The sequence below is a fragment of the Paenibacillus sp. N22P23 genome, assembly GCF_059383735.1.
On the sequence record NZ_JBXENT010000002.1, the window covers coordinates 517,520 to 530,999 of the forward strand.

General features: G+C 48.9%; 12 protein-coding genes. 5 read left to right on the forward strand and 7 right to left on the reverse strand.

The genetic code is table 11. The features are described from left to right. Positions 1-95 precede the first annotated feature (95 nt). The 5 genes from AC506A_RS13045 to AC506A_RS13065 all read left to right on the forward strand — a co-directional run bounded on the left by AC506A_RS13045 (position 96) and on the right by AC506A_RS13065 (position 5,815). Positions 96-1,418 carry an ABC transporter substrate-binding protein gene (locus AC506A_RS13045; protein WP_495461423.1) on the forward strand — a complete coding sequence of 441 codons (1,323 nt, stop codon included), beginning with the start codon at positions 96-98 and terminating at the stop codon, positions 1,416-1,418. 89 nt (positions 1,419-1,507) lie between these two features. Beyond that, positions 1,508-2,392, forward strand: a complete 885-nt coding sequence (locus AC506A_RS13050; protein ID WP_495461424.1) for a carbohydrate ABC transporter permease — start codon at positions 1,508-1,510, stop codon at positions 2,390-2,392. A gap of 2 nt (positions 2,393-2,394) precedes the next feature. Continuing rightward, positions 2,395-3,237 (forward strand): carbohydrate ABC transporter permease, encoded by an 843-nt coding sequence (locus tag AC506A_RS13055; RefSeq protein ID WP_495461425.1) that lies wholly within the window; start codon positions 2,395-2,397, stop codon positions 3,235-3,237. A gap of 31 nt (positions 3,238-3,268) precedes the next feature. Continuing rightward, a complete protein-coding gene (locus tag AC506A_RS13060; RefSeq protein ID WP_495461426.1) occupies positions 3,269-4,252 on the forward strand; it encodes a glycoside hydrolase family 43 protein in 984 nt (327 codons plus the stop codon). A gap of 21 nt (positions 4,253-4,273) precedes the next feature. Next, positions 4,274-5,815, forward strand: coding sequence for an AbfB domain-containing protein (locus AC506A_RS13065; RefSeq protein ID WP_495461427.1), 1,542 nt, complete (start codon positions 4,274-4,276; stop codon positions 5,813-5,815). Between the two features lie 43 nt (positions 5,816-5,858). Here the strand turns inward: AC506A_RS13065 and AC506A_RS13070 are convergent, their stop codons facing one another. The 7 genes from AC506A_RS13070 to AC506A_RS13100 all read right to left on the reverse strand — a co-directional run bounded on the left by AC506A_RS13070 (position 5,859) and on the right by AC506A_RS13100 (position 13,473). Next, positions 5,859-6,713: a manganese catalase family protein gene (locus AC506A_RS13070; RefSeq protein WP_495461428.1), complete on the reverse strand. Its 855-nt coding sequence runs from the start codon at positions 6,711-6,713 to the stop codon at positions 5,859-5,861. A gap of 152 nt (positions 6,714-6,865) precedes the next feature. Beyond that, entirely contained in the window at positions 6,866-7,939 is a 1,074-nt protein-coding gene (locus AC506A_RS13075; RefSeq protein WP_495461429.1) for an alpha/beta fold hydrolase, read from the reverse strand. A gap of 134 nt (positions 7,940-8,073) precedes the next feature. After that, positions 8,074-9,252, reverse strand: coding sequence for an MFS transporter (locus AC506A_RS13080; protein WP_495461430.1), 1,179 nt, complete (start codon positions 9,250-9,252; stop codon positions 8,074-8,076). A 184-nt stretch (positions 9,253-9,436) separates the two neighbouring features. Beyond that, positions 9,437-9,874 carry a MarR family winged helix-turn-helix transcriptional regulator gene (locus AC506A_RS13085; protein ID WP_495461431.1) on the reverse strand — a complete coding sequence of 146 codons (438 nt, stop codon included), beginning with the start codon at positions 9,872-9,874 and terminating at the stop codon, positions 9,437-9,439. A 292-nt stretch (positions 9,875-10,166) separates the two neighbouring features. Then, positions 10,167-10,646, reverse strand: a complete 480-nt coding sequence (locus AC506A_RS13090; protein WP_495461432.1) for a GAF domain-containing protein — start codon at positions 10,644-10,646, stop codon at positions 10,167-10,169. Positions 10,647-10,805: 159 nt separating this feature from the next. Further along, positions 10,806-12,461: an extracellular solute-binding protein gene (locus AC506A_RS13095; RefSeq protein WP_495461897.1), complete on the reverse strand. Its 1,656-nt coding sequence runs from the start codon at positions 12,459-12,461 to the stop codon at positions 10,806-10,808. Between the two features lie 112 nt (positions 12,462-12,573). Beyond that, positions 12,574-13,473, reverse strand: a complete 900-nt coding sequence (locus AC506A_RS13100; RefSeq protein ID WP_495461433.1) for a carbohydrate ABC transporter permease — start codon at positions 13,471-13,473, stop codon at positions 12,574-12,576. Between the last annotated feature and the right edge of the window lie 7 nt (positions 13,474-13,480).

Consider the following 13,480-nt stretch of genomic DNA (forward strand, 5'->3'; position numbering starts at 1 on the left):
TTAATACCTATTATAATCCAAAGTGTAAAGCGCTTTCAATACTAATTATGGTAAATCTAGCGCCTAACACTAATCTTTCAAGGGGGATTATCCGAATGAAAAAAGCGCTTCATTATTCGCTTACTCTGGTGCTGCTCAGTTCGATCGCATTAACAGGGTGCAGCTCGAAGAACAATGATAATAATGCTTCTTCCGACTCATCCAATTCATCAAGTGCCCAGTCGGGCACGCCGACCACTTTGGAGTTCTGGACGTTCAACGAATTGCATCAGAAGTTTTTCGAAAGTATGGCCGAGAAGTGGAATACCGCGCATCCGGATATGGCGGTTAAGTTAACCGCCACGACGTTCCCCTACGATGATGCCCACAACAAGCTGCTGCTAGCGCTTCAATCCGGCAAAGGTGCCCCTGATCTGGCAGATATCGAGATTAGTAAAATTGGCAACTTCCTTAAAGGCGATCCACAATTTGTCGCACTGAATGATATTGTAGAGCCGTCGCAAGAGAAACTCGTTATGTCCCGTCTCGACAACTACGCCAAAGACGGCAAGTATTACGGCATCGACTACCACGTCGGCGCACAAGTCATTTATTACAATAAAGAAATTCTTGATCAAGCCGGCGTGAACGCCGATACGATCATCACGTGGGATGACTTTGAAGAAGCCGGCAAGCAAGTGCTGGCTAAGACCGGCAAGCCGATGACGACTGTCGAAACGACTGACCAATGGACCTACTGGCCAATGGTCGTGCAGCACGGTTCCGACTTCCTCGATAAAGACGGCAACGTGACACTGAATGATCAAGTGAATCTGGATGTCCTCACCTACTTGCAGAATCTAGTGAAAGAGAAAGTGGCGATCCCGGCACCCGGCGGCTTCCATCACGCCGAAGAATATTATGGTTTCATGAATGGCGGCGGCGCCGCTTCCATCTGGATGCCAATGTGGTACATGGGCCGATTCACGGACTACATGCCGGATCTGAAAGGCAAGATCATTATCAAGCCGATGCCTGTATTTAAGCAAGGCGAGATGCGCTCCTCCGGTATGGGCGGCACAGGCACAGTTATTACGAATCAATCCAAAAACCAAGAGCTCGCATTGAAGTTCCTCGAATTCGCCAAAATTTCGAAGGAAGGCAACATTGAAATTTGGAAGCAGCTCGGCTTCGATCCGATCAACACAGATGCTTGGACAGATCCGGCGATGAGCGAGCCTAACAAGTATACCGACTACTTCGGCACAGGCGTCTTCACCTTCCTTGACAGCCTGAAGAAAGAGATTGCACCAACGAACATTAAGGAGAGAACACCAGCGGTATCTGACGTCATCAAGACGAAGGCGATGTTCCAAGCCCTGAATGACTTGAACGATCCGAAGAAAGCGCTGGACGACGCGGCAGCTAGCATTAAGTAATTCAATTCGGCCAGAAAACGTTGCCGTAAGGATCGAAATCGGTTCCTTCGGCAACGTTTCTCCTGCCAGGAAAGGAGCGAATGGGCGGTATGAGGTGGATGTATAACCAGCGGCTCGCGCCTTATGTATTCGTATTACCGTTCGTACTCTCGCTTGCGGTGTTCTTCGTCTATCCCGTTCTGTCTACGTTCATCATGAGCTTTCAAGAAGTGCTGCCGGGACAGACGCATTACATCGGCTGGACGAACTATAAGGACTTATGGGCAGATGATTCATTCTACACAGCGCTCTGGAACAGTTCGAAGTATACGTTCTTGACAATCTTCATATTAATTCCACTGCCGCTTGTGCTGGCCGTGTTCCTTAATGCCAAGCGGATGAAGTGGAGCCCCTTCTTCCGCTCTGCCTTGTTCGTTCCGGCTTTGACATCCGTTGTCGTGGCGGGCATCATCTTCCGTCTCGTATTCGGTTCGCTTGACGCCTCCGTCATGAATACGTTCCGCCATCTGTTCGGGTTGGAGACGATCAATTGGCTTGGGGACGGCGTGACGGGCATGCTCGTGCTCGTCATCTTGGCGACATGGCGATATGCCGGCATTAATATCGTCTACTTCTTGTCGGCGCTGCAGTCCATCCCGAATGAACTGTACGAATCAGCGGACATCGACGGTGCGAATACGTGGCAGAAGTTCAGGCGCATCACGCTTCCGCTGCTGAAACCGATTGCGATCTACGTCATCACGATCAGCATCTACGGCGGCTATGCGATGTTTACCGAAAGCTTCATCTTATGGAGCGGCAACCGTTCGCCGAACGATATCGGCCTCACGATGATTGGGCTGCTCTATCGTCACGGTATCGAGAAGAACAATTTGGGGCTCGGCTCTGCGATCGGAATCGTCCTCCTGACGTTCACGATGATCTTGAACGTCATTCAACTTCGACTATTCGGCTTGTTTAAGAAGGAGGATTGATTATGGGTGCCAAACGTTTCCATCCACAAACGTTCCTTCTCCTTGTTTTGTTCCTGATTTTGGCCGCGCTGGCTTTGTTTCCTTTCTACTGTCTGGCGCTCGCTTCACTGAAGCCGTCCAAGGAGCTGCTCCGGTTCGGCCTCAACATCCGTCTGCAAACGGATTTGCTCTCTTTCGACAATTACTCGTTCATCTTCTCTTCGGGTGCCGCCAAGTATGCGAATTGGTACAAGAACAGTCTGATCATAACGGTCGTCTATACGGCTGGCTGCATGCTTCTATCATCGATGGTCGGTTACGGGCTGGCGATGTATCGGTTCGTCGGGCGGAATCTCGTGTTCTTGTGCGTCCTGCTCGTCATGATGGTTCCGGTCGAAATCATCATGCTTCCACTGTACAAACAGCTGATCGCGCTTGATTTGATCGATCGGTTCAGCGGGGTAATTCTGCCTTTCGTCGTCTCGCCGCTCCCGATATTCTTCTTTAGACAGTACGCGTCAAGTTTACCGAAAGACTTCCTCGATGCCGGCAGGATCGACGGTTGCTCGGAATACGGCATCTTCTTCCGCATCTTCGTACCGCTCATGACACCGGCCTTCGGCGCCATGATCATCGTACAGGCGCTTGCCAGCTGGAACAGCTTCGTATGGCCGCTGCTCGTGCTCAACTCAGCCGAGAAGCTGACGCTTCCGATCGGGCTCTCGAGTCTCGTAACGCCATACGGCAATAACTACGATATTCTGATCGCAGGCTCCGTGCTGGCCATCGTACCGATTATGATCATATTCGTTTTCTTCCAGCGCTACTTCGTATCAGGTTTAACCGTGGGCGGCGTTAAGGGCTAACAATTAAAAAAAAGATAAAGCAGGTGACGGGATGGGAGTCCAACAAACGAAGCTAGACGGCGTTAAGCCATTAATCGAACAACGCGCAGATCCGCATATTTTCCGGCATACCGACGGGCATTACTATTTCGTGGCCTCTGTTCCTGAATATGACCGCATCGAAATTCGCAGAGCGAAGACAATCGAAGAACTTCCTCATGCGAGTCCAGCCATTGTTTGGAGAAAACATGAATCGGGCTTGTTAAGTGCGAACATATGGGCTCCCGAAATTCATCATATTGACGGCAAATGGTACATCTATTTTGCTGCCGCCCGCACGGCCGAGACGAACGAAGGCTTGTTCGATCACCGGATGTTCGTGCTGGAGAATGGGAACGCCAATCCATTGGAAGGGGAGTGGGAGGAAAAAGGACAAGTCCGCGCCGAATGGGAAAGCTTCTCGCTTGACGCTACAACGTTCGAGCACCGTGGGACGCGTTATTACGTATGGGCGCAGAAAGATCCTACCATCGACGGCAATTCCAATCTGTATATCTCGAAAATGAGCAATCCATGGACGTTAACCGGAAAACAGACGATGATCACCATGCCGGAGTACGACTGGGAGATCATTGGTTTCAAGGTAAACGAAGGCGCTGCGTTCCTCCGCAAGGACAACTTGATATTCCTCGCCTATTCGGCCAGCGCGACGGACTTTAACTATTGCGTCGGGCTGCTAGAGGCGGACGAAGATGCTGACTTGCTCGATGCTGCTTCGTGGCGCAAGTCTACAGCTCCCTGCCTGACGACCGACGAGGAGCTCGGGCTCTACGGGCCCGGACATAACAGTTTCACTGTAACGGAGGACGGTACGAAAGCATTATTCGTATTTCATGCGAGAACGTACAAGGATATTGTCGGAGATCCGCTATACGATCCCAATCGACATACATTCGTCGCGGAGCTTCAATGGACGAACGACGGAAGGCCGGATTTTCGCAGCTCAGTCGCTACTCTTTCGCGCTTCCGATCTTAATCGGAAAAGAGGAATTCGATAATGGGTTCAAGAATAAGGAGAAAATGGGCAAAAATCTTCGTATTGGGGTTGGCAGCGTTGTTTATGGTATTTGGGGAGGCGAGCGCATTCGGTCCGAGTGTGATGTATACGTCTCCATCGTCTGACCCGGGGCCGGGCACGTTATATCCCCGCGCGCTTCGGCTTCAGTACAGCGGCAGCTCAAACGGAACGCTGCTAGCGACATTCGAGCATTACGTGAATGGCACACCGTCGTTCCCGATTTATCGCAGCACAGACGGAGGCGTCACTTGGACGCATCTATCTGAGGTTACCGATACCGTTAACGGATGGGGGCTTCGTTACCAGCCTTTCCTGTATGAATTACCTCAAGCTATCGGCAGCATGCCGGCAGGTACGTTATTGTGTGCAGGAAACGCAATCCCTTCTGATTTATCCGTGACGAAGCTCGACCTCTACAAAAGCACGGACCATGGCGTAACGTGGTCCTATGTCAGCTCGATTGCCACAGGCGGCAAAGCCGACCCATCGGGCGCTTTCGACCCGGTTTGGGAACCCTTCCTCCTCGTGGCGAACAACAAGCTGATTCTCTACTATTCGGACGAACGGGATGCAGCACATAACCAGAAGCTCGTGCACGTGACGACTACGAACGGCACGACCTGGAGCTCTGCAATCGAGGATATCGCGCTAGCCGACTCTACCAAACGTCCGGGCATGTCGACAGTTGCTAAGCTCGGCAATGGCAACTACATTTTGACGTATGAATACGGCGGTTCTCCGAACGGAAATTTCGCGGTATACTACAAAATCTCGTCCAATCCGGAAAACTTCGGGGCGGCGACCGACCCAGGGACATTGCTTAAAACCCGGGACAACGTCATTCCTTCCAGCTCGCCTTACGTTGTTTGGTTACCGGGAACTGGGCCAAACGGTACGATTGCCGTAACGTCCAACTCCAGCACGGATCTGTTCCTCAACGCGGAGAATGGGGCATCCGATAAGTGGACGAGAGTCAGTACCGTCGTTCCGCAAGGATACAGCCGAGCGCTCGTTCCGCTTGCAGACAACCACAACCTGCTGGTCATCACCGGCGGTCCGCTGGGCAGCGGCCACAACTCGGTCCGGTACGGCAGTATTGATCTTGGCGATGCGGCCTTAATCCGCCAATGGGAATCCAACCGGGTTCCTGGCTCTTATATTCGCCATTACAACTTCGCCGGACGAATTGACTCGAATCCGACACCGGTTAACGATTCCAAGTTTCGAATGGTTCCCGGCCTCGCAGATCCTGCGGGCGTTTCGTTCGAATCGATCAACTTTCCGGGTTATTATCTGAGGCATTATAATTACGTACTTCAGTTGGCCCGAAACGACGGATCGACTACCTTCAAGCAAGACGCGACGTTCTATCAGACGGCTGGACTCGCCAATACGGCGCAAGTATCCTTCAAGTCCTACAACTTCCCGACTTATTACATTCGGCAATCCAGCAATCTGCTGAGGATCGATCCGATCAGCACGACAACGGATAAGCAAGACGCCACCTTCATTTCCCATTAACGTAAAGAACCCCAGGCTGCATGAACTGCGCCTGGGGTTCTTTTCAGCGATTCATGTCTGCCAATCCGGGGCTGTGTTCATTCGGCATATCAGGCAACTCCGGTACCATGTAGCCTTGTGGAGGCGGCGTGACTGATAGATTCCCCCCATTTCGACTCGGTGTCGTGCCAGTAAATATTTCCCCGATTCTAGTTGGATCTAACCTGAAGTTAAATTGAACGTTATGAAAACCCATATCTACATATTTTCGACATTCGGGATACTTATTAATATCGTAATTCGGCACGGGAAACAGCTTGCCCCAATCAACACCTAATACTTCTAAGGCTTTTGCAAATGCATTTTGATGCGCATTATCGCGCACGATCAAGAAACCAAGCGTTTCGCGGAAGGTTTTATTCGAACTCATTTCATAAATCCTAGTTTTCTGCAGCACACCGGTCGATTCGAGCACGACGTTGTTCAACAAATCGCTTATCAGATTTCCATGACTGTACACATAGGACCCACTCCAAGGATTCCCGCCGGCATCTACCGGCAGTGAGCTCTTAGCTCCCATGATGAAATGATGCGGATTAGCATGCTTGACTGCCTCGTCCAAAGGTGCGTGATCGATACCGGCATTGCCCGGCATAGACTCCCCTGCTCCGTTAAGCAATTGATTAATGGTACTTTGGACAAGCTCTACATGTGCAATTTCTTCTAAGAAAACGCCTCGCAGCAAATCACGAAATTGTTTATCTTTGCCCCTAAAGTTGGCACTCTGGAAAGAGTACTGCATCATTGTTCTCATCTCACCGAATTGTCCACCAAGCGCTTCTTGTAATACCTTCGCAGCTGCAGGATCAGGCTGATCGATTTCAATTTTGTTGATTAATTCTTCTTTATAGTAGTACATGGTCTCACTCCTTCTGTAGACTACGTTTTCCTACTTTTAAACACACTATTCGTATGATTCTTGCAATCATAATCCAGGTCTCCAGGTCTGAGTCCCGCAGCATAAAAGCCGCCACTTTCGCATGCAGCGAAGTGGCGGCTTCTTAGTTGAAGTTAATTACCGAAAAACGCATTTAGCAATTTCACGGTTTCTTGCGGGCTCTGCTCTGAGATCCAGTGTCCCGCTTTATTTATTTTGACCATTTTCATGTCAGTTGCATTGAGCTTCAGAAACTCTTCAAGCGTATGTGCAGTGGAATCCCAGCCAGCAATACCAAGTGCAGGTACGGACAGCTTCTTATAGGTTTTCAGATCATCAATATCTTGTCTGAATGTGTTATACCACCCATTGCTTGCGCGAATCGCGTCAGGACTTGAGTATGCCGAATAATAGATATCTTTGGTCTCTTGCGTCATTGGCGGTTTGCCACCAAATGCCAAGTAATTGAAGAGCCAATCTTGAAAAATACGCATTTGTTTTCCTTGCAGCAGCTTCTCCGGCAAGTCCGGCACGGAATTGAGTGAAAACCACCATGGGTAAATAGGACGTTCATTACTGCTTATATCGTATACGCCCGGCGGCGGTAAGAGCGGAAGGTTCAGAAATCCTTCGAAGGGATGAGGAACATCCATCATCACTAGTTTTGTCGTAGCCTCTGGGTATTGAGCTGCATAAGCATAAGCAACCTGTGCTCCGATATCGTGGCCCACCATGTGAACCTTGTCATAACCAAGCTCTTTGACCAAAGCATGAATATCTGAAGACAGGGTCTTCTTATCGTAGCCAGTTGGAGGCTTGTCCGAGCTGCCCATTCCCCGATATTCAACGACATATACGTGATACTTCTTCGCCAGCTCCGGCATAATTTTGTGATACGCATACCAGTTCTGCGGCCATCCGGGAAGAAGGAATAGCGGCTCACCCTTACCGCCTTCAACATAGTGAAGCGTGACTCCATTTACCTTTTTGTATCCGTTCTTGAATCCGGGTACCTTCTTAATGAGCTCCTGATCCGAAAACTTCTTTATGTCCATTTCGGGGTCAGCCGGATGCTGCTTAGCTGAAACCACAGCCATTTCACTTCGACTATCACTTCGACTATCGTAACCTGTGAAAGCGGTAAGAAACACCACCATCATCAACGACATAGCCAACAAGCCGACCACTTTTGCATTCCTTCTTACCATTACTATTCCTCCGCATAAGCGCATCTGTTGATGGCTATTTATTGAAGTCTTTGCAGCCTTCAAGCTACAACGCCATTATTATTGGACAGATGCGCCGCGGTTATTATAATGGGCTCGCATTCCGCGGCTCCATATTATTGTGATGTCATTTTAGTGAAATAACGATTAAACGTTACGGAATACATGAGCACATAGATGACGATTAGTGCAGCAAACAGATTAAAAATAACCAATGACAAGTTCAGATTAAAAAATTGAGTCAGTACGCCTACAGCAACAGGGGGCACAATAAATCCGGAATATGCGCATAGATAAAAGGCTGAAATCACTCGTGGACGTTCTTCCGGCTTGGGCAGCTGACCGGCAAACCGTAATGCAACCTGAAATGTCCATCCGGCGCCAATACCTTGAATGAAGATGCCGGCCCAGAGTAGAAATAAACTCTCTGCCTGACCGGAGAAAACGATGATCCACGATCCAATGGCAAGAGACAAGATTGCGATTCTCATCCGTGTAACAGGGTTATGCGGCCAAGGGAAGTACTGCATCAGCGCTCCGATGCCTAGGAGCACTAAGATTAACAAGCCCGAAATAGACAGATTGTTGGTGTGAATGACATGCTTAACGAATGTTGGAATAAGAGAGAGCACAACTCCGCCTAAGGTAAATACGGTAAAGATCGGAAGTCCGATAAAAGACCAGAATTGAGCAGTAATATTGTCAGGTACACCGAGCGAAATCTTTACTTTAGGTTGCTTCCGCGCTTCCAAGTCTTCGTGTTTGGGCAGCAATTCCAGCACAACCAAGGAACTGAACAACATGACGAGCAAAATCCAAAACGGTAAACGAAGCGGCTGAACATGCAAGTATTGTATGATTAAACCCGAAATCGCCGGGCCTAAGCCAAAACCAATGTTCACCACTGCCCCTGATAACTTAAGTGCTGTGCCCACTTTTTCTTTAGCGGTTTGTTTGATTAGAAACGCACTGGCCGCACCTGTAAAAGCACCATACGCGACGCCTTCCAAAATCCTTGCCGCATACAGCATCCAAGTGTCAGAACTAATGCTAAACAGCAGTGTCGATGCGATTGATATCCAAATGCTGTAACGAAGGACTCGTTTCAATCCCCAGGCATTCCCTCTTGCTCCTACGACAAGTAAAGTTGGCAGCAGGACTGCTGCATAAATGGCAAACAAAATCGTGATTTCCAAACTGCTCAGCCGATAATGCTCCCCATATAAAGGAAATAAAGAAGAAATAAACGTGGCCCCGCAGGACATGATTAATACAACCAAAAGCATTCTTTTCATGAGGTCCGTTCATCTCCTTTTGTAGATTAGTTTGCTACAATATCACCTGTTTATTGCAAGATGCATCAAAAGATTCGACTACACTTAGTCTCATATGCCCTTATTTGACATACATCGAATCGACGATAATAACGGATAATAAGAAGATTATGGCCCTTATCGTCGATATTCCGAATATCATCTGTCATGTATTAAAGCTGAGGCCGACAACTCCATCCATCATGTTTCTCATTGAACCTGCATGTTCTGCGCCGAATTTCTCTTCGAATTCCGCCTGAGCGCGAGCCCAGCCTACTTTTCCTACTTCCATGCGACTCAGACCTTCGTCCGTAATGGATACGATTCTGGCACGCCGATCGCGTTCGCTAACCTGAATACTTACCAAACCATCACGCTCCAGCGGCCGCAGATTATGTCCAATCGTGGCACGATCCATCGTCATCAGCTCAGCGAGTTCATTCATCGTCTGCGCTCCTTGGTTCTTCAGGTAACCTAAGATGGCATATTGCGTAGCACGCAGCCCCGATCCCGACTCTGCCAAGCATGTATCATAAAAACGCGTAACATGGCGTGCTGCCCGTCTTAGCTTCGTACAGTTACAGAGATCCATGTTGGTGATCATGATTTTTCCACCTCCTAAACGTTTGTTTACTCATCGCATAAATTTGATTTTAGTCTCATATTCCCCTAATTGCAAGAGGAAGAACATGGCCCTCATAAAATGCGCAGCCCCAAGCAGCCGCGACAATCGAAGTTTCTGAATGATTTAACGCGAAAAAACTAACGAACCGTAGAGGTGCTCCCAAATACCCATAAACAGTCAATTAGAGCCTCCTCGGTTCGTTAGAATTTTTTTGGTGCTATTTTGGAGCAAATAAGCGTCGTACGGTTCGCTAGAATATTCCGTAACCCACTTACAAATGGGAAACCATCGCATCAACAAACTTCTCTAAGTAATGCTGATCCATCTCGTCAAAACGCTCTATGATCGGACTATCGATATCAAGTACGCCTAACAATTCGCCGTTTTTGATCATTGGAATCACAATCTCCGATTGGGAAGCCGCATCACACGCGATATGCCCGGGGAACTCATGGACATTAGCTACACGAACCGTCGCCCTGTCACTGGCTGCCTTACCGCACACGCCTCGAGATAACGGGATTCGCACACAAGCAGGCAAACCTTGGAATGGACCTAACACAAGTTCATTGCCCTTATATAGATAAAATCCTACCCAATTGATATTATCCAGAAACTGATTAAGCAAAGACGAAGTGTTGGATAAGTTGGCTATAGTATCACTTTCCCCGTCTAGCAACGCATCTAATTGGCGGATTAACATTTCATAATTATCTTCTCGTGACTCGTTGTACGCTTCAGTCTTAAACATCACTTTACTCCTTTATCGCCGTGAAAGGCTGTTTGCTATAGTCATTTTCAAGTATAACATCTTCTGCAATGAGATAAAATTCGCTCCGTTTCAGGGCAAATAGGCTATGCGCCTGAGAGATGCTCACTCAGGGCCGCATAGCCTTTACTCTACCGATTCTTACTTCTTGCTATCGTACGCCTTTTGATAGATATCTAGATAGTGAGCTAGATTCAAGCCCTCAAAGCCCTTCACGTAGCTATCCCACTCGGAATCCGACAGCTGCTTCGAGCCCGTTACAAACTGCGCCATGTTGGAGCGGATGTACTCGTTGATCTGCGTGCGCAGCATGATCGTTTCTTTCGCATCGTTCTCATCCATGAAGATTGTGAGCGGGAACGTCTCTTCCGGCTGCTTGTTCTCGTAATTATTCGCCGTTTCGGTGAAGAGTCGGAATTCATAGCCCTGTTGGGAGAACATATCAGCCGGCGCTGTCCAGGATTCACGGATATCACGCGTCCGTCTCGTGATGCCCATCTGATCCCATGTATCGTTGGACGTCGTCGTAATATCCCAATATTTCGGCTTCAAGCTGTACTTGGCCGGATTGCCGTGCACATCCTTCTCGCCATCCGGTGCTTTCTCCCAGAAGTTACCTTCAAGCCCGTACTCATTCATAATTGCATGCTCTTCGGAATACATGTAATCCGCCATTTTGATCGCTGCAATTGCCTCTTCCTCCGAAGCCTTATTCGTAATGGCGAACTGCCCGTTCCCGTATGCCTTATAATAGCCGGCATAAGCAACTCCGCCCGGACCTGTAAGCGGAGGTACCGTTACATAGTCCTTATGACGGTTCTGACCTTCAGCCAAACTGAAGGCCATGCCGATGTGACCCGCGGTCACGCTGCCAATGACATTGTCGCCTTCTTTATTGCCTACTTGCGCCATTTGGTCGATATTCTGCGTGAATGCTTCTTTGTCGATCAAGCCTTCGCTGAAGAGCTTGTTAATGTAGGTTAAGCCTTCGCGCCACGCCGGCTGATTGGCTGCCAGCTGCACTTTACCGTCCTCCAAGTAGAAGAAATCCTCATCATTATCATAAATAAAGGCATTCATTAAGAAGTTGGACGGAATGGCGTGCCATGTGTTGAATGCGCCGGACAACGGAACTTCGTCCGCTTTGCCGTTGCCGTTCGGGTCCTGCGTTTTGAACGCCTTTAGCACCTCGAAATATTCGTCCGTCGTCGTCGGCATTTTCAGACCCAGCTTATCCAGCCACGTCTTGTTAATCCATAATTTCTGCGAATACCAGCAGTGAAAACAGTCGTTAATATGCGGCAGCGAATAGATGTTACCGTCCGGAGCTGTAATCGCGTCCTTCAGATCCTTGTCCTCTGTGAACGCGCGTTTGATTTCATCGCCATATTTGTCAATCAAGTCATTCAGCGGTCTGAGAATGCCCTGCTTACCGTAATCGATTTGCTCTGCTTGCGTGAAGTTACCAGAGAGGAACACGGCCGGATAATCACCGCTCGCCAGAATCAGCTTCTTCTTGTCCGCTGCGTTGGCACTAGGCGTTGCATCGAACTTGAATTTGATATTGAGCTTCTCCTCCATATACGTCGTTACTGCATTCGTATTAATGTCCTCGATCTTAGGCGAGACGCTAATGAACGTATTCAGCGTGACCGTTTTACCGGTATCTACCTTATCGCCTGATCCGTTATCTGCTCCCTCGCTGCTGTTCCCGTTATTGCCGTTGTTGCTGCTGCATGCCGTGATGATTAACGCGATCATGACTAGTAAAGCTAGCATTTTCGAGCTTCTCTTCATCTTCAAGACAGACGCCTCCTCGATAATTTCAATCTTATCATGCTTCTCTCTTCCCGCACATGCACCCTAACAGCTAACTTCCGGCATCACCTCCAGGACCGAATAAGCGCTATTATCCTTTCAGAGAGCCGATCAGAATACCTTGTACGAAATACTTCTGAACAAACGGATAAATCGCGAGCACCGGTACCGTAGCGACGACGATAAGCGAGAATTTCAACAAATCTCGCAGCCCCTGCATCGCGGACATTTTGTTGGCGTCTATCATCATACTGGAGTCGATAGAATTGAGGATTAGAATATTTCGCAGCACGATTTGAAGCGGAAACAGCTCCTGCGACTTCAGGAAAATAAGCGCTTCAAAGTAGGCATTCCAATGGCCGACCGCATACATGAGCACAAGTACGGCCAAGATCGGCTTTGAGAGCGGCAACACGACCCGCATTAAGAAGCCTAAGTCCGAACACCCATCGAGCTCTGCGGCTTCGCCAAGCTCCTTGGGAATGCTGGACTGGAAGAAGGTTCGGGCAATGATAACCTGCCAGACCGCCATCGCGCCCGGCAGGAGCATGGCCCATCTTGTGTCCAGAATGCCGATATTTTTCACCGTCAAGTAATACGGGATCAGACCGCCGCTGAACATCATCGTAATGACTAAGATAACCATGATGGCATGCCTGCCGTAGAACGTCGATTTAGAGAGTGGATACGCCAGCATGACGGTCAAGGTTACGTTGATTAAGACCCCGAATCCCGTATAGAAGAGCGAGTTGCCGTACCCTGTCATAATCATCGGGTTGGAGAAGATCGCCTTGTATCCGGCTAGGCTGAAGTCCACCGGAAACAACCATACTCTCCCGCTGATTACGGCCTGCGGCGAGCTAAAGGACGAGCTTATGATATACAAGAGCGGATAAAGCACGGCCAGCAGGATGATCGTCAAGAAGGCATAAATCATCGTCAAAAACAGCTTGTCTCCGAACGATTCTCGAATTGCATTTGTACGCGCCATCTGTGAA

Coding starts and splice junctions, on each gene's coding strand:
- AC506A_RS13045 (WP_495461423.1), top strand. CDS start 96: ATGAAAAAAGCGCTTCATTATTCGCTTACTCTGGTGCTGCTCAGTTCG.
- AC506A_RS13050 (WP_495461424.1), top strand. CDS start 1,508: ATGAGGTGGATGTATAACCAGCGGCTCGCGCCTTATGTATTCGTATTA.
- AC506A_RS13055 (WP_495461425.1), top strand. CDS start 2,395: ATGGGTGCCAAACGTTTCCATCCACAAACGTTCCTTCTCCTTGTTTTG.
- AC506A_RS13060 (WP_495461426.1), top strand. CDS start 3,269: ATGGGAGTCCAACAAACGAAGCTAGACGGCGTTAAGCCATTAATCGAA.
- AC506A_RS13065 (WP_495461427.1), top strand. CDS start 4,274: ATGGGTTCAAGAATAAGGAGAAAATGGGCAAAAATCTTCGTATTGGGG.
- AC506A_RS13070 (WP_495461428.1), bottom strand. CDS start 6,713: ATGTACTACTATAAAGAAGAATTAATCAACAAAATTGAAATCGATCAG.
- AC506A_RS13075 (WP_495461429.1), bottom strand. CDS start 7,939: ATGGTAAGAAGGAATGCAAAAGTGGTCGGCTTGTTGGCTATGTCGTTG.
- AC506A_RS13080 (WP_495461430.1), bottom strand. CDS start 9,252: ATGAAAAGAATGCTTTTGGTTGTATTAATCATGTCCTGCGGGGCCACG.
- AC506A_RS13085 (WP_495461431.1), bottom strand. CDS start 9,874: ATGATCACCAACATGGATCTCTGTAACTGTACGAAGCTAAGACGGGCA.
- AC506A_RS13090 (WP_495461432.1), bottom strand. CDS start 10,646: ATGTTTAAGACTGAAGCGTACAACGAGTCACGAGAAGATAATTATGAA.
- AC506A_RS13095 (WP_495461897.1), bottom strand. CDS start 12,461: ATGAAGAGAAGCTCGAAAATGCTAGCTTTACTAGTCATGATCGCGTTA.
- AC506A_RS13100 (WP_495461433.1), bottom strand. CDS start 13,473: ATGGCGCGTACAAATGCAATTCGAGAATCGTTCGGAGACAAGCTGTTT.